We start from the raw sequence: 23,213 nt of genomic DNA, 5'->3' as shown, positions 1-23,213 counted from the left end.
CGATCGGCGGCAATGGGACGAACGCTCCTCCGAGCCTGATTTCGGGCGGCCGAGCTGATTGTATTCGTCGGCGCGCTCATGAACATGAAACTTACGCTTGGTGAAATCGACATTGACCCCTGCCTGCCCCACAATTCCGACGCGGAAAGGCCAGTGAAGATCACGGTCTGGGAAATTGAGCCTTGGCTGGAGTTGCTGCCGTTCACGGCGGCCGGAATCCGTGCGACGGTTTGGCGAAGGTCAACCTCAGACGCCCCATCTCAAACGCGCAGAAACAGTTAGGCCGACAAAGGGATCACGCCTTCATTGCGAAGTCGCCAGCGCTTAACACCCATGATGGCCTTTGGCTCCGGTACCATTGCCTCGTTTCGAGTGTTGCGCACCGGCCTTTACGAGCAGTGGACACTATCGAGCTATGTGGGCACGCGCTTCTGGCTGTCGGCGATTTGGCTACGTCTTTGCCTTGCGGCGGACGCTGGCGCGATGCCGGATCTCGACGAAACCATTCGGCTCCTTTTTGGAAACGATCTGGCGTAGGATTTCCAGAAGCATGTCGATCACCTCGGATGCCACTCGCGTTGGCGGACGATCGGCAAGGTAAATGAGGTCCAGATCGCTTCTGATTTCGGGGGTGACAATGGGGCTGGCGCTCAAGACGCCAGTCTCGAGCTCGTATTTGACAGCGCCGAAGGGGAGGACAGCGGGAGCAAGGCCCTGTCGCACGAGGTCTTTCAGAAGGGTAACGGAATCGATCTCCAGCACCGTGGATACGGAGAGATTGAGGCCAGCGGCGCCCGCATCCAGCAAACTTCGGATCGGATTTTGAGCCGACGGAAGCAGCAGAGCATGTTCAAGGAGGCTCGCAAGGCCGACCGGATCGCCAGCGAACATCCCTGGTGGCCCGATGGCGAACAGCCGCTCGACGGCAAGGCACTCACTGACGAGGCGCGGGCTATCTGGCTGAAGGCCGTTGACTAATGCGACATCGATCGAGCCGGTCAGCACCCAGTTTTGCAAATAAGCGCTATATCCCTCAAGTAAGCGCGGACGAACGCGAGGCAGACGTTCGCGACAGGCCCTGATGAGCTCCGCTCCCGCCATGGCGATAACCGACGGCGTGGCTCCGATAATCACGTCGCCGGTCAGGTGTTTTCCTTCGGCCATGACCTCCTGACGAACAAGCTCCACGTCGCGCAGGATTTGGGATGCGCTTCGGTGCAGCATGAGGCCTGCTTCCGTCATCTGCATGCCTCTCCCGTCTCGGTCGAACAGCGGCGTTCGCAGTTCGTCTTCGAGAGCACTGATTGACCGGCTGATGGCAGGGCCTGCTACGCCGAGGTGAGCCGAAGCGCGGGCGATGCTCTTCAGATCCGCGACGAAAACGAAGTACCGAAGCTGTCGTAGGTCCATGGCTTATGAACGGGCGAATTGATACATAGCAAATGCCGTTCGGCTTGTGCGGACGGGACCGCGACAGCTCTGCAACCAACCGTCAAACCGAGCTTGCCGCATGAATTTTTGGCCCTCACATGTTAGCCACTCAGCTTATGCGAGCCTGGCAGAGCGCACCAGTAGACGTTGGTTTCTTCCTCGCCCATTCGCCAGCTAGCTTGGGCAAACGCATCGCAAGGGCGGCGGCTGCCGAGCTCTCCGGCATCGTAGGTATGAATGGGTCTGCGGGGCCTGAACGGCGATCTGCGAAAAGGACCGCGAGAACGTGCTTCGTTGAGCCGCAATCCGCAGGACCCCTTTCCGACCTTGACGCCTGGTGAGCAAGGATGGCAAGGCGCGTGCGGCGGCAACTCTTTCGACCGCGGCTCGTTCTCGCCCAGTGCAAGTTGGATATTCGGCAATGTCAGTCCGAGCGTCTCAAGCCTGAGGAGACTAAATCGCAGCTAGGCAGCAGGATAATCAACTAGTATTGTATGATACCAATTACCGAATTAGTACAAGGAATTACTGCGTGAAGGTTTCCAAAGTCCAGCGCGTACCGGCCAAGGCCGCACCGCTCCGGCAACAGGTCGCAAGCAATCTGCGCACCGCCATCATTGATGGCCGCTTTCAACCAGGCGAGCGGTTGAAGGAAGGCGAGCTGTGTGCATGGACCGGCGTCAGTAGGACTGCCGTCCGTGAAGCCCTGCGGCAACTGGAGGCCGAGGGCATCGTCGACAACATCCCCAATCAAGGACCCGTGGTGGCGCGGGTATCCCCCGACGAGGCGCGGCAACACTATGAAGTCAGGGGTATGCTGGAAGGGCTGACGGCAAGGACCGCCGCCGAGCGGATCTCTGAGCGCGAAATCAAGGACTTGCACCGGCTCAAACGAGATTTGGACCGCGCCTTCAAATCAGGTAGCGTTGCTAAGGTGCTCGAATGCAAGAATCAGCTCGACGAATTCCTGATGAGCGTTTCGGCCAACAGCGTCGTCAAGGGCTTCGTGAGCGTCATTCGCGCACGTCTCAGCTATCTTCGTCCCATTGTTCTGTCGCAGCCCGAACGCCTGAAGGAAAACGCTGTCGAGGTCCATGCGATAATCGACGCGATCATCACACGGAAGCCGCAGGCGGCGTGGCAGGCTGCCGTCAATCACGTCAACATGGGCGCGAGAGCAACCCTCAAGGTGCTGGAGCAGCTGGAGGTGGCGGCGGAACACCAGGCCGCGCTGGACGCGGAAGCCGCGCTTCGGGCGAAACGTCCGCGGGGACGGCCGCGCCGTGACGCGGCACCAAATAATCCGGTCGGTAGGGTGACGATGTAAAAACCGGTCCGCGCGATGGTCTATCTGCTATCCACCCTCGGCCTGGAGACCGTTGTCTCGAACCACCTGCCCCCAAATATGCGCCTGCTCCGCGTAAAAGTTGCGCATGTAGTCCGGATCGCTCGCAGCGACCGTCAGCCCCATCGCGTTGATCCGTCCCGTCACGCTGGCGTCCTTCAGAACCGCGCGCATCTCTGTATTGAAACGCGCGATGATCTGTTTGGGCGTCTTCCCGGGCGCATACAGTCCCCACCAAGGCGTCGCGACGAGATCGGGAAACCCGCTTTCGGCGAGCGTCGGTACGTCGGGAAGGGTCGGGTGGCGTGTTGCGCCGGTCTGAGCGAGAGGGCGCAGCAACTTGGCGTCGATCTGGCTGTTGAGCACCGTGGTCGCTGCGATGATCAGGTCAATATGTCCCGCAATCGCGTCGTTCACCGCGGGGGCTGCTCCCTTATAGGCAACGTGGCTCCACTGCGCGCCGGAGCGTTTGGCAAGCAGCAGCATCGTGAGATGGCCAAGACTCGCCGTTCCAGCCGACGCAAATGCGAAGCCGCCCTGCTTGGCTTTCGACGCAGCGATCAACTCAGCCAAAGTCTGGTAAGGGCGTGACGGCTGACAGGCAATGATGTTCGGCGCCGTACCGACCAGCATGACCGGATCCAGATCTGTCTCGGAATTATATGGCAGGCTCGGCTGCGTCACCGGGTTGGTCGCGTGAGTATCGAATACGAACAGCCACGTGCGGCCATCTGGCGGTGACTTCGCCACTGCCGCCGCGCCGATGCTGCCCGCTGCGCCCGGACGGTTTTCGATGATGATCGTCGTTCCCAGTCTCTGCTGCAAACCCGGCTGAACCAGACGGGCGATAGCGTCCAGCGTTCCGCCGGCAGGAAACGGGATGATGAACTTCATCTGACCCGCAGGCCAGTCCTCTGCCCTGGCAACAAAGGGGGTGGCGAGTGCGCCGGCGAGCACGGCACGTCGTGTCAGTTGTCCCATGTGTTTCTCCCGAGGTGATGATCGAGAACAAGACTTCGGACCAACAGTTCGGGGGGTGGCCCAGGACGGCATGCAAGCGTCGCCGGCCCCGCCCATTCTCCTTATCGCTGCGCAAACGTTGCGATCGGCCCTGCAACAGGTTTTCCGCGGTGCCAGACCGCCGAGATCTTGTGGACGTTGGCTATGTCGGCCGATGGATCGGCGTCGAGCACGACGAGATCGGCGAGCTTGCCAGCTAGCAGGACACCGCGGTCATCCAGCTTGAGCAGCTTCGCCGCGCCGCTGGTCGCGATGGTCAGCGCCTGCATCGGCGTGAGGCCGGCTTCAACCATGAGATCGAGCTCACGATGTTCGGCAATGCCGGGGAAACGCAGGCCCACGCCGGAATCGGATCCGAACCCGATGCCGATACCTGCCTTGTAAAGCGTCATCAGGTTCTTCTGGTTCATCGCCAGCGCCTTGCGGGCGCGCTCGGAAGCTGGTGCGTCATGGACCTTCTGCTGCCAAGCCGGATCCTCCAATTGCGTCTTCACGGCGGGATCCAGTGCCCGGTTCACGAACGGATCCGCCGAGACCTGCGGCTTGTCGGCAAAAATGAAATTTGAATCGTCGAGCGCCAAGGTGGGAACGTACCAGGCGGCATTCTTCTTCATCAATTCGATCGTCGGCGGATCGATCTCTTTGTCACGGATGCCGTGCGCCAGAATGTCAGCGCCGGCCTTCAGGGCGGCCTGAGCATCTTCGAGGTCGTTGATGTGGAAGGCGACCCGAAGCGCGTTCTTGTGGGCCTCGTCGACGGCGGCGGTATAGACCTCCGGCTTCACTTTGACTGGCAGCAGCTTGCCGAAGTCGTCAAGCCAGATCTTGATCAGGTCGGTCTTGCGTCCCGCCATCTCCCTCACCGCTTCGCGCGCTGCGTCGGGCGTATCCGGGCGATAGATCTGGTTCGGGCCGACGGGAACGATCGCCACGGGCGGTGCTCCCATCGCAACCCCAATGCCGCGGTCGGCGCCAAAGATGTCGGCCCCTGGCGCCTTGCCGGCATGTAGATCCGCTCGCAGATCGTAGAATTCAGGTGCGTTCAGGCCCAGCGACGTGATCGTGGTGACGCCATAGGCCTCCCACTGTCGAAGTTGGGACAAGATGTAGTCGCGATTATAGTTGTCCGGACTCGCCTTGAGGCCCCTGACGATACCCACATGGGAATGATCCGAGATCATGCCGGGGATGATGGACTTGCCCTTGAGGTCAACGACATCGGCATCGGATGGCACCGGCACCGCCGTTACGGACCCAACGGCCGCGATGCGTCCGTCGCGAATGACCAAGACGGAATCGGGAAGCGGCTTTCCACCCGCTCCGTCGATCAGAGTGGCTCCCTTCAGGACGACTGACTTTGTTTGCGCCTGTCCCGGCATGCCCGATAGACACAGGCCCGCGATGGCCAAGATGACGACCGATGCGGCTCTCATGCGGCGCTCCTCCCTGTTTCCTCGTTCCCCACGGGTTGGTCCCAGGGGCCATTAAATCTTATAGTACTATATTACGAGCAATTAGCAATTGATCCCGAGACGATGCGCCCTGGATCACCTAACTCAGCGATTTATCGCAGCACGAACGGATAGGGCTCGTCGCCGCTGCTCATCCAGACGGTCTTGGTCTGCATGTATTCGTTGATGGCCTCGATGCCGTTTTCGCGACCGAGACCGCTGCGCTTGTAACCGCCGAACGGGGCCATGTAGCTCACCGTGCGGTAGGTATTGACCCAGACCATGCCGGCCTTTAGCCGGTCAGCCATGACATGGGCGCGCTTCATGTTCTGCGTCCAGACGCCTGCGGCCAGACCAAAGAGGATGTCGTTGCCGATCTCGACGGCTTCCTCCTCATCGCGAAATGGGATCACGGACAGGATCGGGCCGAACACCTCCTCCTGCGCGATCCTCATGCTGTTCTTGACGCCGGTGAAGACCGTGGGCTCGACGAAGAGACCCTTGCCGCATTCCGGCCGATGGGCACGATCGCCTCCGAGTGCCAGATGCGCGCCATCCTTCTTGCCGATCTCCATATAGGCGAGGACCTTGTCGAACTGCGGCCGGTTGGCGACCGGCCCGACCTGTGTTTCGTTCTGCATTGGATCGCCCATCTTGATCGTGGCCGCCGCCTTCAGGAGCTTTTCGACGAAGGCGTCGTGGACAGATTCCTGTACCAGCATTCGCGAACCGGCGATGCACGCCTGCCCGACGGCCGCGAAGATTCCGGCAATGGCGCCGTTGACCGCATTGTCGAGATTGGCGTCGTCGAACACGATATTGGGCGACTTGCCGCCCAGCTCCAGGCTGACGCGTTTCAGGCCGCGCGCAGCGCCCTTGTAGATCTTCTGGCCGGTGGCATCGGAGCCGGTGAACGCGACCTTGGCGACCTGAGGATGCTCGACCAGCGCCGGCCCGACCTCATTGCCAAAGCCGGTAACCACGTTGATGACCCCAGGGGGGAAGCCCGCCTCCTCCACCAGCGCCATCATCTCGAGGAGCGATGCGGAGGTGAATTCCGAGGGCTTGAGCACCACGGTATTTCCGGCCGCCAGCGCCGGCGCAAGCTTCCAGGCGACCAGCATCAACGGCGAATTCCAGGGGATGATACCGACGACGACGCCGACCGGCTCGTGCTTGGTGTAGGTGAACATGTTGGGCTTGTCGATCGGGATGACCGAGCCCTGAATCTTGTCCGCGAGGCCGCCGAAGTAATAGTACCATTGCGGAATGTAATTGAGCTGCCCTCGCATCTCGCTGATCAGCTTGCCGTTGTCCCTCACTTCGATCTCGGCGAGCCGCTCTGCATTCGCCGCGATCAGGTCCCCCAGCTTGCGCATCAGCGCGCCGCGCTGCGTTGCATTCAGCTTGGGCCACGGCCCCACATTCATCGCCCGATGCGCCGCCTGGACTGCGCGCGCGGCATCCTCGGCATTGCCGCGCGGGATCAACGCCCATGGCTCGGCGGTGTAGGGATTCATGGTCTCGAACCACTCGCCCGAGGCCGGATCCTCCCACTTTCCACCGATATACATCTGGTACTTCTTCACGGAACGCCTCCCTGCAGCATAAATATCTGGAATCATAATATCGTATTATTGGCTTTTAGTGAGGTCAAGCTATTGCTTACTACGCGCCCTGAGGGAGGTTTGACAAAATATCTTTTGCAATAATACGGTATGACATACTTTATTGACGTTGCAGGTCGACGAACCCGCGCGGGGAGGACTAGAATGACAAACAACGTGGCCACCGACATCACCGCTGCGCTAAAGCATGCCGGTGTCGAGAACTTCTTCCTCCTCACCGGCGGCGACCAGCCGTTGTGGATCGCGCTTCGCGATGCCGGAATTCGAATGGTGGTCGCACGCAGCGAGGCCAGCGCGGTCTACATGGCGGACGGTTATGCCCGCGCCAGCGGCCGCGTCGCGCCGGCCTATGGGCAGGCCGGGCCCGGCGCCGCCAACGTCGCGGCCGCACTGGCAGATGCCGTCTGGGCCCAATCGCCGGTATTCGCGCTGACAGGAGCGACCGCGACGCAAGCCCTGCACATGAACGAGTATCAGGACCTCGACCAACATGTCATTTTCCAGCCCGTCACGAAGTGGAACGGTGCCGTCGCCGCTCCTGAGATGACTGGGAGTCTCGTCTCGCAGGCGCTTCACATCGCGGCGACACCGACATGCGGACCCACCCATCTCGACGTGCCGAAGAATTTCTTCGCGCTGCCCGGGGACCCGCAAACCGCGAACCGGCTAGAACGTTCCTACTCAAATGCCGCCAGCAAGGTGCGTGCGCTCGGCACCGAGGTTGCTACGGCGCTCGACCTCCTCAAGCGCGCGGAGCGCCCGGTTCTGTTTGTCGGCGAGGGCGTGCGGCTTGCCGGCGCGTGGGCCGAACTGGCACTGCTGTCGGACCTTGCGGGCATCCCGATCGTCGCCACGGCTGGCGGCAAGCCGGCCATTCTGACGTCACACCCGAATTTCTGCGGCATCGTCGGACGCTATTCCTCGGTGAGCGCCAACAAGCTCGTGGCAGAGGCCGATTGCGCCCTCGCTCTCGGGACCCGATTGGGCGGACTGGCAACCAACGGCTACACTTTGCCGAGCCGCAAGGCGACCGTGATCCAGATCGACCATGATCCGGCTTCCCTCATTAACACCTACGCGCCACGCCTCGGTGTCCGCGCCGACATCAAGATCTTCCTCACCGACCTACTTGACCTCGTTAAACAGCAGAATTTGCGGACATCGTCCGCCTGGCTGGACCGCTGCCGCCGCGATACTGATAAATGGACAGCTAATCACCGCGAACAACTCGCTGCGTCAGGTGGCAACACGGCCCTCTCCCCGCTTTCGGTGCTCGACGAGCTCTCCCGCTATGGCAGCGAGATCACGCTGGTCGCAGACACAGGTTACATGGCTGCCTGGACCGGCGTGCTGTTCCCGACGCTGCGTTACGACGCCTTCTTCCGCGCAGTCGGATCGCTCGGCTGGGCGCTCCCCGCCTCGCTCGGCGTCCAGATCGCGCGATCGGAGAAGGTGGTATGCATTACCGGCGACGGCGGCGCCGGCTATCACCTGGCTGATGTCGAGACGGCGGTTCGCTACAGGCTGCCGGTCGTGATCATCGTCATGAACAACAGCGCGCTCGCCTTCGAATATCACGAGAAATATCGCTGGAAGGGAAATGTGGTTGCGGAAGCGAACGATTTCGGGCGCGTCGACTTCGCCGCGGCCGGAATCGCGCTGGGTGCAAGGGGCGCACGCGCCACCAATCGCGAGGAATTTGTGGCAGCCATGGCGGTCGCAATGAAGGCATCCAATCCGTTCGTGATCGACGTCGTCATCGACAAGGAAGCCTTTCCGCCCGTCACCAATTTCGATGCCGTGATGGAACGGAAGCTCTAGATTGGCGGACGGCGCGCCGGAGGAGCGGGCACGCCGTCAGCGATCCAACCTACGACAATCAACAATCATAAAGAACCAGGGTGGAACCATGAAGACCCGTCGAGCTATTGTTGGAGTTGCCGCGGTCGGCCTGTTGCCGCTGACCGCCCCCTCTGTCGTCCGAGCGCAAAAGGCCACGATCCGCTGGCGCCTGGCGTCCAGCTATCCCAAGAACCTCGACACCATTCACGGTATCGCCGTTCGCCTTGCCAAGCACGTCGAGGAGATGACGGATGGCGGCTTCCAGATTCAGGTGTTCGGCCCCGGGGAAATCGTGCCAGGCCTGCAGGTACTCGATGCCGTGCAGAGCGAAACGGTCGAGATAGGACACACGGCATCGATCTACTACAGCGGCAAGAACAAGGCGTTTGCGATCGACACCGGGCTGCCGTTCGGAATGACGCCACGCCAGCATCTGTCGTGGATGTATCGCGGCGGCGGGCTCGAACTGTTCAGGGAGTTCTTCAAGTCCTACGGCGTCGTGAACTTTCCCGGCGGCAGCACGGGCGTGCAGATGGGCGGTTGGTTTCGCCGCGAGGTCAATACGCTCAATGATCTGAAGGGCCTCAAGATGCGCATCCCCGGCATTGCGGGCGACGTGGTCGCACGCCTCGGCGTCGTTCCTCAGAACATTGCCGGCGGCGACACCTATGCTGCACTAGAAAGAGGCACGATTGACGCGGTCGAATGGGTCGGCCCCTACGATGACGAGAAGCTGGGCTTCAACAAAGTCGCAAAATATTACTATTACCCGGGCTGGTGGGATTGCACGGGGCAGTTGGCCTTCTATGTAGGAGCGAAGGCTTGGTCGGCCTTGCCTGCTCATTATCAGCGGGCATTCGAGGTGGCCGCCGCGGAGGCCTCCTGGGACATGCTGTCGCATTACGACGCCAGCAACATGGCGCCGCTGCGTCGGCTGATCGCAAACGGCACCGAGCTCAGGCCATTCTCGCGCGAGATCATGGAGGGCGGCTATCGCGCGGCATTCTCGCTCTACGCCGAAGAGACGGAGAAGAATGCCGAGTTTCGCAAGATCTACAGCGAATGGCTGAAGTTTCGTGAGGACATCGTGACCTGGTTCAGGGTCGCAGAAGCGAGCTTCGAATCCAATCTGTATAGCTTGTACAAGACGTGACCGGATCGGTCTCTAGGGCTCGGGGGCCCGCGCTTCGCATCGGCAACTCAGGCGACTTCCAGCAGCCGCGTTCAAACGATGCCCAAGAAGTTTCGTGCTGGCTATCCTTCTTGGACTGGCTGCGGCCGAATATGGATCGTGAGGGTCTTACCGCGCACGCTCCGTCATCCCCTCGAACTGTGTGCGGTAACACAACTCTGGGCCCTGACGCGATATATATAGTGCTACGCCGCAGAGTTCTTACTCGGCAACGACGCCCAGTAACGAATTCAGCACGAACACAGGACAGCCCGAGCCGGCGCATGCGGAGTAGGTTGGTGCCGCCGGAAGGCGATGCAATCATGTTGGACGGATTGGGACCGCCAAAACCGCTCGGCGCCGGGGCGGCAACTCCGGCAGACCTTGTCACCCGCCCATGGGACTGACTTTCCGCATTTTATAGCCAAATTGCCGGGCTGGCTCCACGTGAATACGCAAGCAAGGCGTAACTTAAGAAGGCACGGCAATGATCTGCTCGCTGTGAATTTCGCTATTCCGAGCGAAGGAATTGAGCAGAAGGCGCGCAAGACCGGTGGCTCGTGCGCCGAACCCGAGCAGATCAGAACCGACGTCGACCGCCACGCCGCCGAACCGAGAGTCTACAGATGCATCCTAGCTGCGCCGCGAAAAGCGACGGCTAGCACCATTCGCACATGATCGAAGAAGGCCTGGTCGGAACCTCGAAAAGTGGGATTAAGGTGCCGTTCCGGGCCGCCATTGAATGGCTAGCCATTGAGCTTGGCTGAGTTGTGCAGGCGTGAGATTATTGGCTACCGCGTCTCTTGTTCGAAGGTAATACGGGCGCCGTAGCTGAGGAGCGTGGGCGGCAGCCAAATTCAGCCACATGTACGCAAGAACGCCATCCTGCGCAACGCCATGCCCCTTATCGTAGGAGAGGCCGAACAAATATTGGCCTGTCGGATCACCGCATGCGGCTGCCGTGTGGTAATACGCCGCGGCTATCTCGTAGGACTGCGGGACATTGAAGCCATGTTCGTGCCTGAAGCCCAAGACAGCTGCGGCTCGAGCGGACCGGCATGCTTCAATCGCACCGCCCGCCGCCGAAACATGTCGCCGCGCGAATGAGCGCCCGTTTTCGGAGAGTTCGGCGCCGAACACGTTGCCGATAGTCCACAGTGTGAGGAACAAAGTTCCGATCAGGGGGCGTGCATTCTTCATAGATGTTCCCGAGTCGATTTGCAATCTGCAACGATCATTCGAACCTCACCAGACCTTCCATATCAGCCATGTGACCCAAATGGCTGGCGCGAAGAACAGACCGAACGGCAGCCGGGTGATGGCTTGGATGCTGTCGCGACGGAGAAGCGCCGCAATTCCGCAGGCGATTAAAGCTGATCCGGCCGCGACCTCGATTGCGATTGGAATCAGATTCCAATCGAGCCAGACTCCAGCAACGCCGGCGAGTTTGACGTCCCCCAACCCGATGCCGTCGCGCAGACGGACGGACCTGTAGGCGATGCGCAATAGCCAGAACATCGCGGCTAATGCCGCTCCGCGCGATGCTGCCGTCGCGAGCGTCGGCACCATCCAGTCTGGAGGTTGCACGAACACGTTTGCCAATCCGAGTACAAGCGCCAGGATGGTCAGTTCGTCTGGTATTACGAAGAGTCGCGCATCTATAACGGCGATTGCGATGGCAACGGCGGAGAATGCCGCCCCGAGGAGGCCTGCGGAGCTCGGATCCGCTGCGACGCTCGTCGCCATGCAGACGGCGCAGAGGACGAATGCCGCCGTGACCGTGACGTGGGTCGGTGCTCGGAACGTGAGAAACTTTTGCGAGCAACGCGAGAGGCGTTCCGGCATTTTCCTCGTTGCTCCTTCATTGAAGTAGTGGCGGTTGTCTTCCCTTGGAAGGAAGGGACTCGACCGTTCCGCGCAGCTTTGCCCGAAACTCCTCGGCGACGTAGTGGGCGGCAATGCTGTCCCGAATGACTTGCGGACGGATGAAGATAATGAGCTCGGTCCGGGTCGTCGTCTTGTTCTGGTGCGACAGGAGGTCGCCAATTTTCGGTATCTCGTCGAGAACCGGAATCCCACCACGATCGACTTCAGTGTTTTCCTGAATGAGGCCTGCCAAGAGTACGGTTTGCCCGTTCGGCACGGCGACAGAGCTCTTCACTTTGCGTTGCGAGACGGTCGGCGTGAGCGAGTTCGCGGTCGCGTTCGTCGCCTGACTGATTTCTTGCTCGATATCGAGGCGCACGTTGCCGTCGGGACTAACCCGAGGAATGACGCGCAAGATAATGCCGGTGTTGCGATAGTCGATTGAGTTGATGATCGTGTTGTTGGTGCCGGTCGCCGAATTGAGAACGTTGCCGGTGCCGGTCGATACCGGGATCTCGTTCCCAACGAGTAGTGTGCCGACCTGATTGTCGATCACAACCAGCGAAGGGTTCGATAATATCTTGACATCTGTCACCGCGTGCAGCGCATCTATGATCATGTTGGGCTGCGCCTCAGGGCCGACGAGGAAATTAAAGCCTGGGAAGGCGCGGTTAAGGAAAGCGGATGCGACGCCATTGAGGACGCTCGACTGCTGTCCTGGGGGGGAGCTTGGGACGTTCAGGGCGGAGCCTCGATCGGGAGCCATACCGAGGTTTTTGCTTTGGATGAAAAATTGAACCCCGTAGCTCAGATTGTTGTTGAGCGTAACTTCAGCGATGGTCGCATCGATCGCGACTTGAGCCTGCGGTTGGTCGAGCTGGCGTATGGTCTGTTCGACGGTCCGGTAATTCTGAGCGTTCGCATAGATAAGCAGGGAGTTCGTGGAAACGTCGGCTGCGATGCGAATCCCCTCCATCACGGGCCTGCCGCTAAGGCCAGCGCTCTGTAGCTCCGAGCCGCCAGTGTCGTTCCCTGTTCGCGATCCGCCCCCGAGTGCGCCTCCGCCGAAATCAGTATTGCCTTTTGTGCTTGTGGAGGAGCTGGAAGTCGTTGAGATGGCTGGTAGTCGGTCGGCATTGGACGATGTCCTCACCAAACCGCTCCCAGGCGCGACCTGTCCCGCCGCGCTGTCGGTTGCATTTGAGCTGCCTCCGCCGAAGATTTCGCCGAGCACTTTCGCGAGCTGCCGGGCGTCGCCGTACTTGACCCGGCGGACATGTACAACAACACGGGCAGGATCTGATGCGTCGAGTCGGCCAATCCAAGTCTGGACCGTTCGCAGGAGCTGCGGCTTGGAGGTTACCGCCAAAATCGCGTTGCGGCGCTCCATTACCTGAAACTTGACAAGATCGTGCCCAACGTCGCCTTCCTTTGAATTCAAGATTTTTTCGAGTTCTGTCAGGACAGGCTCAGGAGCGCTGTTCTGGAGTGGAAAGATACCGACTGACTGCCCCCGCATCCAATCAACGTCGAAACCAACAGCCGTATCGACGACCGTGCGACGCTCGGGCCCTGTGCCCTGAACCAGCAGCATGTTGCGAGCCTTATCCACGCGAACCGCACCGGGCTTCGTAGCAAAACTATCCAGGAGCTGCATCAGCGTCCCGGCCGATATGTATTGAAGCGGCACGACAGAGACGCCAAATCCCGGCTCCACGTTTGCAGGCTGCGAATCAAGACTGCCGGCTGCGAGTGCCTCTGTCTGTGGGACAATTCGATAAGCGGCGCCGTCGCGGACGAGCGCGACTCCTGCCAATCGGAGCGCACTCTCGAACACGAACAGCAAGTCCTGCTTCGGAACCGGCCTTCCCGACGCAATATTGATATTGCCCTGAGCACGCGGGTCGATTGTGTAGCTCGTCTTCAGGATGTCGCCGAGTACAGTTTTTGCAACCGACGCAATCGTGGCGTTTTCGAAATTCAGTTCATACCCGGGACCGGTGCCGGTACTCGTCGCCGGGGCCACGATTGCCTGCATAGAAGAGACCGGCTCGGCCGAAAAGAGTTGGGCGCGACCTGGCCGGACAGTGCCTTGCAGATCGGCTTCTGCGGTGCGTTCCGGAAATCGGGGAAGCAGATCCTGATTACGAACCTCATCCATTACGTCAGGTTTGGTGTGAGTGTCCTGCCACGTGAGTGGCGCGCCGCATCCCGTCAGAGCCCCCGCGGCAACTAGGGCAATTGTCTTCTTCAGCTTCGCGCCACATCGCAAACGGTGCAGGCGTGTCAACATAGCGCGTAGCCTCTCACTCTCTCGCGTCTTCATTACAAATGCGAGCAGATCGTCGAGCGCGTGAACCGCGCGGCGCCCAATCTTCTCAATGATTGACGTTACTCCTTATGTTGTTGTCGCAACGGCTAAGCCGCATGCAACAATATCGCTGCACCGACACTTTCGTTTCGCCCGTGACAATTCTGCAAAGCAATGTCTCCGCGCGCGAAATCGCTCATAAGACAGCTTGTTCAGCGTCGAGCGGCGACTTCATTCGGTTGAGCAAGGCTGTAATTGCCTCTAACTTAGACATCGCACCGAAACCTTGTTTGAGTATTGCGCATCCCAACCGACCGGTTGAACGTTGGGATTGAGATAAGCATCGCCGAGAAGTTCCCGTTGAGCGGCGGCATCGCCTGGCCGTGCGACGACGAGCGCGCAGTCTTTGGGTGCCTTCGTCATGATGACGGCGTCTCCTTCTTGGAAATCGAACTCGATCTCGTCTGTTTCATCGAAGAGCTCGAGCGTGAAATTGCTGTTGCTCACGGGCTGCTTGAAGTTGAGAGCCATATGCAATGTTAGCACCGATCCATCCCACTCGAGCCATGAATCGGATGCGCCATCGAATGGCTGCTTGGTGCCATTGACGCGCGCGAACGTATAGAAGTCAGACGCGCGCAGCGAATTAACCGTCGCCCTGGCCAGCGGATCAAGCTGGTCACGCCCGAGGTGTGGGGCGCTTTCGTTGAGGCCGCTACTTCGCAATGCCGTCACCGACGTTTCCCTATCGTAGGTCCAAGATACGCGGACGCCGCTGATAGAGCCATTTCCATCAAAGATAACCGCATCATGCATGTGAACCAATATATCCGGATGAGCGTCGACGTGCCTTGCGTGGATGCACACACACAGCGTTGCGACGATTACGAACCAAATCAGAGAGCGTTTCATTGCATCATTTCAGTTGCATCCGGCGCGCGGATCGTGGAAGGGCGCGACGGCTCCTCTTTTCGAGCAGCCGTCGGCGCGGTGGTCACGGCTTCCCGTGGTCGTCGTGGTGGTCGTCTGGATCAGAACCGCAATAATGCTTGATGGCGGGCAGCTTCTTTGGATTGTCCCAGCGCGGGTCCCGAATGTCGTAGACGATGGGCTTTGCGTAATCTTCGGGATCAACGAGCCATCGTGTGTCTGGCCATTGATCGAGTGTCAGGCCGAGGCGCTTAATTTGATCCAGGTATCCGCCGTAAACGGCGGGCGAGATGGATTCCTTGAAGGTCGACCCGGTGGTCAGATGCAACGGAATGAAGATCTTCGGGTTCAGCGCTTGAATATACGCGAAGGGATCACGATAAGAATTGTTATCGAAATTGGCTGTCGCAATCGTACCGGCATCCACATCGGTGGCCGGTAAACTCTTCAGGATGTTCGTGATACGCTGGCCGTCAGCTGGCGTGCCGTTGGGCCACCCGCTTCCCAATCCTTCTTTGAGTGCTCCCGACGAGTTATACCAAGCAAAGGTGAAGTGACGACCTTCGCGCAACACAAAATCGAAAAACAGCGGAATAGGGCCACCCGGACCACCACTGCCGCTGGTAGCAATGTTGATCTGCCCAGGCAGCGTCCCACTTTTCCCGGGCGCAAGCGGCGTTCCGGCCGGAAACAGCCCCGGATCGCGCGGGTCAACCGCATAATAAACGGACGGATTAGGTGCCCGCGGCCAGGTCGGGTCGACCGGGACTGCAACCGAGTGCAAGTGTCGGAAGGCGATTACGCAGGCGTCCGGTTCCAGGAAGTCCAGTTTGACAATTTGGGTGCCGGGAACCGAACCGGTCGTCGTGACCGTGTTGCAGGAGATCGACGCCTTGTGAGGAAACGCCGTAGCCGGATTACCTTGAATCGCCGGGTCGGCCTGCTCGCGCGCGAAATCGGCTTGCAGGGCAACGCAGGTTTCCGCGGTGGCGTAGAGTTTCGCGCCGGTCATCGCAGCGATGTAGGCCGCGTTGTCCGCGTGATCGAAGTGACCATGCCCGATTAGAAGGCCTTCTGGTTTGAGAGCAACCAAATCGCCGATAACGAAGGGCGTGCGGCCCGGCGAAACTTCGAGCCGAGTGACGTAAGTGTCCAAAAGCAAAACGTGGCCGGCAATGGAAGCCGCCAGAGTTGAATTCGAGAGCCACGACAAGATGACCTTGTCGGGACTGACCCGCCCGGACTCGGGATCGACGTTCTCGTCGCCGAAAAATTTCTGACGCGCTGCGATCAAGTCGCCATTGTTTGCGTGAGCCGTGGTCGACAACGCCGAACCTGCCATGAGCGTCGCGGCCAAAGCCAAGGCACACTTGGTTGGGATTGAGTTCCTGCGTAACATATAAAGGTTCCTCTTTCGGTTGTTCAATCGTTAGAGTGAAGGTCGCCATCTCGAAAAGCCTCGCTCGTGTTTCCGAGTAGATAGGCGACAGATCGGATCGGGCCATTGATGTTTGAAAGTCCCCCGCCAGCCGCGCCAAACGAAAAGCGGTTCATAAGGCGCTTTCTCGCGATGCTAGGGACTGAATGACGGACATCAATATCTGAGGTGTGTTGTCGAGCGACACGAAGTGTTGCTTGTCAAGATGAATTGCCTCTGTGCGCTGCAACGTAGGGTCTGCGGCATTGCACGCAATGGCACGAGCGGCTACGAGATCGTCGTGTCGGTGTACCTGAAGGCGACCCATCGCAGCGCGGCACACTTGGCGGTTGCGATTGATCCGCTAACATAATCGCATTTACCCTTAACGCTTCGCAGGATGCCGTATTGAAGCGGTGCTGGCTTCCACAGGCGCCGGATCTGCGGTCGTGCCGGGCAAGGCGAGAGCCAGAACCTTGATGTTCTCGCCGTTCGAAAGCGTGGCTTCACGCGCTCCGATGTCGCGCAACGTCCATCCTGATTGAACTTCATCCTGCCGCAACTTCACCGTCTCGCCAGTCGCGCGATTCACAAAGACGGCGATGCTGTCGGCGCCCCCAGTTATCGTGCCCACGAGTTCAAATGGCGGAAGCTCAGGCTCGAGCGGCTTGGGAGCCGCGACGACAACGGGGATAGTGGGCGCGTTCGGCGGCGGCAGAGACGGAGGGCGGCGTGACGGAGAGAATAGCGGGCGCTCTTGCGTTTTATTGAGCTGCGCAAGGGGGACTTTGGCAATGGGATTATGCTCCGATCGGGTAGCCTCGAATGGCTCCTTCGCAAGCAGGTACTCCATTGTGGGCGACACTGGCGGATTCAGGCCAGTAGCCGTTGAAGTCTGACTCGCCTCGGCAGGCCGCCTCCCCGATTCGACTGCCAAGATCAGGAAGGCCAGCGCGAGAGCTTGAATCGTGAGGGGGCACTTCATTTGACACTCCGCCACCATCCGGAGACGACAATTGCGACGCGCACCTTCGTCGCGGCGTGTCTTGTCGACGACTCGGGTACCTGTATGACCAATTGATCGATGAACAGGAAGGGCGATCCCGCCTCCAGCTCGTAAAGGAGGCCTTGAAGGGCCGGCTGCTCGATCTCGAGATCGACAGAGACTCTGACGATCCCGTGTTGTGCTCCTGCGTCCTGCAGATCGACCTGCGACGATAAGATGTTGCTTCCCATCCGCGTCGCTTCTGCAGAAACGTGCTGCAGCACCACGGCGGCCGCGACTGTGACCGTGGGACCTTCGACAACTGGTGGACTCACAGCGAGCGCCCCGTCGTTCGTGCTGCGGGCCGCCCGCTGTTGTGACTGCAACCTGTCGAACATTTCGTTCGCGTTCGCCAGCGTACGATGCTGTTCCGCCAGGTCCAACGCCGTCCAGCCCGTGATCAGCAATAGAAATCCCGTCATTGCCGCGTAACAAATTGTGGCAACGAACGGAATGGCGCTGACGTAGCGTCTAATGCGGTAGGTCTGGTTCATGGATAGCGGCGAATGCGGGGTTGATTTGAGCCTCGACGTGGAATTGCTCTTTGGTTGCTCCTTCAGACCGTGTGGTTGGAGCGAAGAAGATCGCGTGTGAAAACTGGGGCGACTGCTCGATCAGGCGGATGAGCGATGCGGCGTCGCTCGTAAGGCCCGCTATCTGTAGTTTCGCGTGATCGATACGCAGCTCCGTTAGGAACGTGTTGTCTGGCAGTAGATCCGACAGCGCCTCAATCGCCATTACGGGCGAAGGAGTGTTGCGCTTCTGTTGTTCGAGCTCTCGCAAAGCGGATTCGGCAACAACATTCTGCGACGCTCTTGTGAGCACCGATATCTTTCGAGAGAGTTCTTCCCGTCTCAGGGCCAAACCGTCCGAAATGAGCGCTGAAATGCAAAGCGACGAAGTGGCAGCAAAGCCGCTTAACAGCAGAACTACCATCAGGCACGTACGAACACGACGGAAATCGGTCGGTCCGTGTATTTGTGTCTCAACGATCCTAATTGGCACGTTCGAACGTGACGTGGAGACCAGGATTGACCAAGTCCCAAGCGATCCGATAGCATCGAGCAAGGGCGTTAGCTTAGCGCGAGGCGTGGCAGCGATTGTCAGCTGAATGCGGTCGCCAGTCTCGTCAGGTGAAGCACTCCAACCATAGACCGCTTCTTGCACATCCCACGGGGTTAGTCGGTCGATTTGGGACCTCACGACACCCGCCGCATATTCGGCAGCGCGCCTCGGCAAATCCAGCGGGCGAAACAGAAATCGCGCCGGGTGAAGGACAAGTTCAAGCTGACTTCCAGTCAGAGCTAACTTCCATGCTGGAGGGATTGGGCTAGCAACCGCTCCCTCCAGGACCGCGAGCGCGTGGTCAGGCGCTTTCGCGTTTTTGGGGTCGGTCACGAGATGAAGGGTGAATTGATCCTTCTCGAATTCCACCATCCGAACCTGCGAGCGTCGGCGCAAGCCGTTCGAGAGCGATGAAACTTCGGACGCCACGGCTTGTACCCACGAAGCGAGGCCTGCCGCTATCGAATTAAACAGGATCATGGCGGGTTCGCCGTTGCCATGCCCTGACGACAGTCACCGCGCAAACTGTCATCCCAGGCAAGGATATGAAAAGGATCGTCCGGACCCTGTAGCAAGATGACCGCTTCCGCACAGCTATTCCATCCCCCTGCGCCCCCTATTTTTATGTCCAGCCGGAACGCGTCACTTGCATCGGCGGTCGCGGCGGTTTGATCTGAACCGAGCAGTCGGACTAGAGCGTCCTTACTGGGAGCCACGAGCTGCCGTTGGCCAAGAAAACCATTCAGACGATCTAGGGTCATGCCAGGCAAAGCCGCAACAAGCTCGGGCGGCGCGTCGAAGACGTTAATATCGGACCTGCCGCTGTAAACGGTCACCAGAGGCAACATTCGTTCTATGATGACCTGCGGCAGACCTTGAACTAACCATAACTCTCCTACATGTGCGAAGGGAGCGCCTCGCGGTCCATAGCCGCGGCCGGCGGCGCGGTAAAGCTGCGCTTCATTAGCGCGATCGGATGGTCTTAAGCGCTCTCGCCAACCAACAATCCGCGCAGCAAAACGCGGGGCATCCTCCTCCGATGCGCCGATCGCTATGAAGAAACTCGATAGTAGTTCGCGCGGGGCCTGATTGAGATCGAGCCGGGCCGCTTCGGAAACGAATCTGACCGATGCGTTGGCTTGGCCTAGCCGGAAGCTGAAGTGGCCATGCGTAGGTCGATCGCGCTGGTCTGCCACAGCAAGGCGTTGGGTCGCGAGATTAAGGCTGGCTGACACCAATTGATCGGCTTGCAGACGGCGCTCGATCACCGAACTCGACCAGGAAGAACTGCCTATGTAAATCGAATAGATGGACGCAAGTGTCGCGAGTGCAATCAACATCCAGAGGACCGCAATGAGGATAAAGCCCTCCCGCCCCCCAGATAAGTGTCCTTCCTGCGGATTGCAAAATATCATTGTGGCCTCAGGTCCGACGGCTCTCGAGAGAGTCCGCTGCGGGAGCCGTATCGGGACTAGTGTCGGGCTCTCCCGTGCAATCCGTGCTCTTTCCGCTGATGCATAGTGCAGGCGCGTCAACATGAATAAGCGTCGTGGTCGAGATTACCCTCGCCTCCCCAAGGGTGTGATCTTGGACCGTGAGGCGGATGGCGGCCGGCAAGTGGCCGACATTCAGCCAGTTCGCCTTCCACACGCCGCCGGGTCCCGCATAGGCGAACTCGGCCCGATAGGGCGATCGCAGCAGGACGACGGGATTACCAAAGCCAGACGGGTCAATCGCACCTTCAAACAAGACGAAGGGCCTCGAAGAGCGTATGAGGACGAGACCAGTAGGGTCCTTGATTGTTTCGATTTTAACGATCTCGAGGCCCGACTTGGCGTTGGGGCTTGTAACCGTGCGCACAAAAGTGACAGATCCTTCTGTGCCGTTGAACAGCGGCTTTTTGCTTCCGCCGTTGGCGGAAATGAACTGCGATGCCGCAAGATCGGCGGTTAAACGGTCAAGGGCGATGCCAATAAGCTCGGCGCGTTGCGCGCGCGCCAGGCCACGATCCCAGCTGGGTAGCCAATGCGTCGCGATTGTGCTTAGACAAAAAACAACAATCCCCATAAGTACGATCGCCGCGAGAGCTTCGAACAGCGTGAACCCCGCGATACTCGCGCGGTGCAAGGCTTGGGAGAGGTGATCCCGGGCTATCACTGCGACCTCCGGCCCAGACGCGCAGTTTCCAGGGCGAAGCTCGTACCTGCTGAAGATTTAACCTGGATCCGGACCCGTTTCGGCACCCATTGCTGCTTGTCGGACGCTGTCCTGAGCAAGGGCGATATATCGACGCGCCAGACAATGCCGTTGAGTTCACCCGACGTTACGCCCGTGGTTGCGTCGCCGCGCGGCGGCAATGCTGCCGCCAGAGTGCGCGCCGTCTCCACCAAGACCATGCGATCATCAATCCTCCGCGCGCCTTTTATGCTGGTCGACATGAGCGAGCCGATCGCCGCCAGCATGGCGGTGGCGATCGCGAGAGCGGCCAATGCCTCGACGATCGTAAACCCCGCGACGCTGCGGGAGGCATTACACAGCCGGAACGCGCACAATCTCGATTCCCCCCGTAAGCCAATTCACACGAACTTCGTAGACAGTATTCAGACGCGAGAGTCTAAGCGTGCCACCGCACGAGAACCCGCTCGGGAAAAAACTTATGGTCGAAAGGGCGGGTCGTCCTTCGCAATCCCGTGGCAATAGTGCGTCCAGCGTCACATCGTCCGGTACCACGAGAACGCTGCCGTTCGAACCTGATTGCAGGCGCCGGGTGCTCGCGTCGATTCTGGTCAGCACGCGCATCCCGCTCTTAACTGCCGCGTTCCGGTCGATCTTCAATAGGGACGCGATTTCGAGTGCCGATGCCTCGAGCCGCGGCCGCGACGTTCCAGGCGAAAGCCGTGGCAGAAGGATACCGACCAGCATTGCGACGATGGACAACACGCAGACCATCTCAAGCAAAGTAAATCCGTTTTGTGCTTCCGGGCTATTTCTCATTGCTGTTTGACGAGATATCGGCGGCAGAATCCGCACCGCCCTCATGCCCGTCAGCCCCGTAGGACATGATCTCAAACTTGGCGTTCCCACTGGGCGACCGGTAAACATAGGGCCTACCCCACGGGTCGTTCGGTAGGCTATTTCCATCGATGTAGGGACCGTGCCATCCGGCCATCGAAGCTGCGGGTTTTACCAGGGCGTTAAGGCCTTCCGAAGATGACGGATAGCGTCCCGTGTCGAGAAACATGAGATCGAGCGAACTGGCGAGGCTGCGGATTTGTATCTTGGCCGTCTTGACCTTGGACTCAGCGAGATAGTTCAACACGCGGGGGCCGATCAGTCCCATGATCAGCCCGATGATCGTAATGACGACCAGCATCTCGACCAAGGTGAATCCATTCTCGCCCGCTGCGAACGACCGCCGCCGCCAGGCCATTGCGCGGGATGAGATAAGCGTCATTTGCGCTCGCTGTTTTGAGATCACGATACGAGTTGAGTGATAGACAGCAGGGCCGTCATAATGGAAACGATGAGACCGCCGACAACCACGCTAATGCCGATCACGGCCGCCGGTCCGATAACGGCGACGAGCCGGTCAAGACTCCTCTGTAGCTTGGCTTCGTAGAACTCCGCGATGCGCCCGGCGAGTATTGGCAGCTGGCCGGTTTCTTCGCCAATGCGGATCATGCGGATCGCCATCATGGGCAAGACCGTTGACTGGGAAAGGGCGTCAGAAAGCTTCGCGCCGTGTCGTACTTGATCAGCCGCGGTTGTCCAGGCGGGAACATCGCCCGAAAAGGACATGATATCGACGAGGATGCGCAGGGTGGTGGTCAAAGGTACCTGACTGCCAGCAAGGATGCCGAGATTGCGGCAGAACACCGCAGTTTGGTAGGCCCGAAAAATCGAACTGGGGCCCGGCAATCGCATCAGTGTTGCGAGCAGCCGGAACCGGATCACGGGCCGGCGGAGGACGGCATAGGCTGCAAAGATGGCGGCCCCTGCGACTCCAAGAATCGCCAGACCGTTGGAGCGCGTCCATTCAGAAACGCCAAGCACCGTGACAATCAGCGAGTCCTGCTTGGCGCCGAAATCGCGCAACACAGCTCCGAACTGTGGCAGTACCACGAGAACAAAAAATGCCAGCACGCAGGATGCAGCGAGCAACACGAATGCAGGATATTGCAGCGCATCAGTAATTCTTCGGCGCAAGGCCTCCGTGCGCGCGCGCTCGCTTGCCAGCATATCGAGAAGGTGGCCGAGCTTCCCGGACGTTTCGCCGACTTGCACGAGCGCCGCATAGATAGGCGGAAAGCAACTCGGATATTTGCCGACGGCTTCAGCGAAGCTTTCGCCCGCAAGCACTGCGACGCGGAGTTTACTCACAATCGGGCGCAGGCGGCCGATGTCGTCATCTGAGCACAACAACTCCAGTGCATCGTCAAGCCTCGCGCCCGCCTTGAGCAGCAAAGAAAGATCACGTGTAAAGATGGTCACGTCTTCGGCGCGTGGTCGCCCAAGAAAACCAGCAGCGATATGAGCGACCGCAACCTTAGTGTCCTGAGCGACTGTTTCGATCGGAACGAGACCGAGATACTCGATACGCGCGAAAACTTCCTTCGCGGTGGACGCGGAGATCATACCGTTTACGAGCTCACCGCTCTGGGTCATAGCTAGATAGCGAAAGGTTTGCATCA

General features: G+C 59.6%; 21 protein-coding genes. 3 read left to right on the top strand and 18 right to left on the bottom strand.

The features are described 5' to 3' along the window. Positions 1 to 450: 450 nt before the first annotated feature. The gene (locus XH91_RS37330; RefSeq protein WP_128930084.1) at positions 451 to 1,410 is read right to left on the bottom strand and encodes a LysR family transcriptional regulator; all 960 of its coding nucleotides are present in this window, start codon (positions 1,408 to 1,410) and stop codon (positions 451 to 453) included. Between the two features lie 553 nt (positions 1,411 to 1,963). Between XH91_RS37330 and XH91_RS37325 the strand changes: the two genes are divergently transcribed. Next, positions 1,964 to 2,758 (top strand): GntR family transcriptional regulator, encoded by a 795-nt coding sequence (locus XH91_RS37325; RefSeq protein ID WP_128930083.1) that lies wholly within the window; start codon positions 1,964 to 1,966, stop codon positions 2,756 to 2,758. 27 nt (positions 2,759 to 2,785) lie between these two features. Here the strand turns inward: XH91_RS37325 and XH91_RS37320 are convergent, their stop codons facing one another. The 3 genes from XH91_RS37320 to XH91_RS37310 form a co-directional block, all read right to left on the bottom strand. Then, positions 2,786 to 3,757: a Bug family tripartite tricarboxylate transporter substrate binding protein gene (locus tag XH91_RS37320; RefSeq protein ID WP_164933595.1), complete on the bottom strand. Its 972-nt coding sequence runs from the start codon at positions 3,755 to 3,757 to the stop codon at positions 2,786 to 2,788. 101 nt (positions 3,758 to 3,858) lie between these two features. After that, positions 3,859 to 5,229 carry an amidohydrolase family protein gene (locus tag XH91_RS37315; protein ID WP_128930081.1) on the bottom strand — a complete coding sequence of 457 codons (1,371 nt, stop codon included), beginning with the start codon at positions 5,227 to 5,229 and terminating at the stop codon, positions 3,859 to 3,861. Positions 5,230 to 5,360: 131 nt separating this feature from the next. Beyond that, on the bottom strand, positions 5,361 to 6,836 hold the full coding sequence (locus XH91_RS37310; protein ID WP_128955150.1) for an aldehyde dehydrogenase: 1,476 nt from the start codon (positions 6,834 to 6,836) through the stop codon (positions 5,361 to 5,363). 183 nt (positions 6,837 to 7,019) lie between these two features. Here XH91_RS37310 and XH91_RS37305 point away from each other — a divergent pair, with 183 nt between their 5' ends. Next, positions 7,020 to 8,696, top strand: coding sequence for a thiamine pyrophosphate-binding protein (locus tag XH91_RS37305; protein ID WP_164933594.1), 1,677 nt, complete (start codon positions 7,020 to 7,022; stop codon positions 8,694 to 8,696). Between the two features lie 88 nt (positions 8,697 to 8,784). Continuing rightward, complete coding sequence (locus XH91_RS37300; RefSeq protein WP_128930203.1) at positions 8,785 to 9,870, top strand: TRAP transporter substrate-binding protein; 1,086 nt, start codon at positions 8,785 to 8,787, stop codon at positions 9,868 to 9,870. A gap of 732 nt (positions 9,871 to 10,602) precedes the next feature. Here XH91_RS37300 and XH91_RS37290 read toward each other — a convergent pair. The 14 genes from XH91_RS37290 to XH91_RS37225 form a co-directional block, all read right to left on the bottom strand. Beyond that, positions 10,603 to 11,088: an SEL1-like repeat protein gene (locus XH91_RS37290; protein ID WP_128930077.1), complete on the bottom strand. Its 486-nt coding sequence runs from the start codon at positions 11,086 to 11,088 to the stop codon at positions 10,603 to 10,605. 45 nt (positions 11,089 to 11,133) lie between these two features. Next, positions 11,134 to 11,733 (bottom strand): prepilin peptidase, encoded by a 600-nt coding sequence (locus tag XH91_RS37285; protein ID WP_128930076.1) that lies wholly within the window; start codon positions 11,731 to 11,733, stop codon positions 11,134 to 11,136. 16 nt (positions 11,734 to 11,749) lie between these two features. Further along, positions 11,750 to 14,047, bottom strand: a complete 2,298-nt coding sequence (gene gspD, locus XH91_RS37280) for a type II secretion system secretin GspD (RefSeq protein WP_128955149.1) — start codon at positions 14,045 to 14,047, stop codon at positions 11,750 to 11,752. A gap of 279 nt (positions 14,048 to 14,326) precedes the next feature. Beyond that, positions 14,327 to 14,977, bottom strand: coding sequence for a DUF1007 family protein (locus XH91_RS37275; protein ID WP_128930074.1), 651 nt, complete (start codon positions 14,975 to 14,977; stop codon positions 14,327 to 14,329). Between the two features lie 82 nt (positions 14,978 to 15,059). Beyond that, positions 15,060 to 16,337, bottom strand: coding sequence for an MBL fold metallo-hydrolase (locus XH91_RS37270; RefSeq protein WP_128955148.1), 1,278 nt, complete (start codon positions 16,335 to 16,337; stop codon positions 15,060 to 15,062). 460 nt (positions 16,338 to 16,797) lie between these two features. Further along, positions 16,798 to 17,397, bottom strand: a complete 600-nt coding sequence (locus tag XH91_RS37265; RefSeq protein ID WP_128930072.1) for a hypothetical protein — start codon at positions 17,395 to 17,397, stop codon at positions 16,798 to 16,800. Then, entirely contained in the window at positions 17,394 to 17,951 is a 558-nt protein-coding gene (gene gspM, locus XH91_RS37260; protein ID WP_128930071.1) for a type II secretion system protein GspM, read from the bottom strand. Before gspM ends, XH91_RS37265 begins: the two co-directional genes overlap by 4 nt. Continuing rightward, positions 17,929 to 19,002 (bottom strand): PilN domain-containing protein, encoded by a 1,074-nt coding sequence (locus XH91_RS37255; RefSeq protein ID WP_128930070.1) that lies wholly within the window; start codon positions 19,000 to 19,002, stop codon positions 17,929 to 17,931. The genes gspM and XH91_RS37255 overlap by 23 nt, the downstream gene beginning before the upstream one ends. Next, positions 18,999 to 19,937, bottom strand: coding sequence for a type II secretion system minor pseudopilin (locus XH91_RS37250; protein ID WP_164938335.1), 939 nt, complete (start codon positions 19,935 to 19,937; stop codon positions 18,999 to 19,001). The genes XH91_RS37255 and XH91_RS37250 overlap by 4 nt, the downstream gene beginning before the upstream one ends. A 7-nt stretch (positions 19,938 to 19,944) precedes the next feature. Then, positions 19,945 to 20,679 carry a general secretion pathway protein GspJ gene (locus XH91_RS37245; protein ID WP_128930068.1) on the bottom strand — a complete coding sequence of 245 codons (735 nt, stop codon included), beginning with the start codon at positions 20,677 to 20,679 and terminating at the stop codon, positions 19,945 to 19,947. Next, entirely contained in the window at positions 20,676 to 21,074 is a 399-nt protein-coding gene (locus tag XH91_RS37240; protein WP_128930067.1) for a general secretion pathway protein GspI, read from the bottom strand. Before XH91_RS37240 ends, XH91_RS37245 begins: the two co-directional genes overlap by 4 nt. Continuing rightward, a complete protein-coding gene (locus XH91_RS37235) occupies positions 21,052 to 21,516 on the bottom strand; it encodes a GspH/FimT family pseudopilin (protein ID WP_128930066.1) in 465 nt (154 codons plus the stop codon). The genes XH91_RS37240 and XH91_RS37235 overlap by 23 nt, the downstream gene beginning before the upstream one ends. Further along, complete coding sequence (gspG, locus tag XH91_RS37230) at positions 21,506 to 21,976, bottom strand: type II secretion system major pseudopilin GspG (RefSeq protein ID WP_128930065.1); 471 nt, start codon at positions 21,974 to 21,976, stop codon at positions 21,506 to 21,508. The genes XH91_RS37235 and gspG overlap by 11 nt, the downstream gene beginning before the upstream one ends. A 20-nt stretch (positions 21,977 to 21,996) precedes the next feature. Next, positions 21,997 to 23,211, bottom strand: coding sequence for a type II secretion system F family protein (locus tag XH91_RS37225; protein ID WP_128955146.1), 1,215 nt, complete (start codon positions 23,209 to 23,211; stop codon positions 21,997 to 21,999). Between the last annotated feature and the right edge of the window lie 2 nt (positions 23,212 to 23,213).

It is taken from the genome of Bradyrhizobium guangzhouense, assembly GCF_004114955.1.
Taxonomy (GTDB): domain Bacteria; phylum Pseudomonadota; class Alphaproteobacteria; order Rhizobiales; family Xanthobacteraceae; genus Bradyrhizobium; species Bradyrhizobium guangzhouense.
Note: the sequence above shows the minus strand (reverse complement) of the source record. Positions and strands in the feature narration are given on the sequence as shown.

What these genes read in the sequence shown, in the direction of transcription:
- XH91_RS37330 (WP_128930084.1), bottom strand. Translation starts at nt 1,410, where the DNA reads ATGGACCTACGACAGCTTCGGTACTTCGTTTTCGTCGCGGATCTGAAG.
- XH91_RS37320 (WP_164933595.1), bottom strand. Translation starts at nt 3,757, where the DNA reads ATGGGACAACTGACACGACGTGCCGTGCTCGCCGGCGCACTCGCCACC.
- XH91_RS37315 (WP_128930081.1), bottom strand. Translation starts at nt 5,229, where the DNA reads ATGAGAGCCGCATCGGTCGTCATCTTGGCCATCGCGGGCCTGTGTCTA.
- XH91_RS37305 (WP_164933594.1), top strand. Translation starts at nt 7,020, where the DNA reads ATGACAAACAACGTGGCCACCGACATCACCGCTGCGCTAAAGCATGCC.
- XH91_RS37300 (WP_128930203.1), top strand. Translation starts at nt 8,785, where the DNA reads ATGAAGACCCGTCGAGCTATTGTTGGAGTTGCCGCGGTCGGCCTGTTG.
- XH91_RS37290 (WP_128930077.1), bottom strand. Translation starts at nt 11,088, where the DNA reads ATGAAGAATGCACGCCCCCTGATCGGAACTTTGTTCCTCACACTGTGG.
- XH91_RS37285 (WP_128930076.1), bottom strand. Translation starts at nt 11,733, where the DNA reads ATGCCGGAACGCCTCTCGCGTTGCTCGCAAAAGTTTCTCACGTTCCGA.
- gspD (WP_128955149.1), bottom strand. Translation starts at nt 14,047, where the DNA reads ATGTTGACACGCCTGCACCGTTTGCGATGTGGCGCGAAGCTGAAGAAG.
- XH91_RS37275 (WP_128930074.1), bottom strand. Translation starts at nt 14,977, where the DNA reads ATGAAACGCTCTCTGATTTGGTTCGTAATCGTCGCAACGCTGTGTGTG.
- XH91_RS37270 (WP_128955148.1), bottom strand. Translation starts at nt 16,337, where the DNA reads ATGGCAGGTTCGGCGTTGTCGACCACGGCTCACGCAAACAATGGCGAC.
- XH91_RS37265 (WP_128930072.1), bottom strand. Translation starts at nt 17,397, where the DNA reads ATGAAGTGCCCCCTCACGATTCAAGCTCTCGCGCTGGCCTTCCTGATC.
- gspM (WP_128930071.1), bottom strand. Translation starts at nt 17,951, where the DNA reads ATGAACCAGACCTACCGCATTAGACGCTACGTCAGCGCCATTCCGTTC.
- XH91_RS37255 (WP_128930070.1), bottom strand. Translation starts at nt 19,002, where the DNA reads ATGATCCTGTTTAATTCGATAGCGGCAGGCCTCGCTTCGTGGGTACAA.
- XH91_RS37250 (WP_164938335.1), bottom strand. Translation starts at nt 19,937, where the DNA reads ATGATATTTTGCAATCCGCAGGAAGGACACTTATCTGGGGGGCGGGAG.
- XH91_RS37235 (WP_128930066.1), bottom strand. Translation starts at nt 21,516, where the DNA reads ATGAGAAATAGCCCGGAAGCACAAAACGGATTTACTTTGCTTGAGATG.
- gspG (WP_128930065.1), bottom strand. Translation starts at nt 21,976, where the DNA reads ATGACGCTTATCTCATCCCGCGCAATGGCCTGGCGGCGGCGGTCGTTC.
- XH91_RS37225 (WP_128955146.1), bottom strand. Translation starts at nt 23,211, where the DNA reads ATGCAAACCTTTCGCTATCTAGCTATGACCCAGAGCGGTGAGCTCGTA.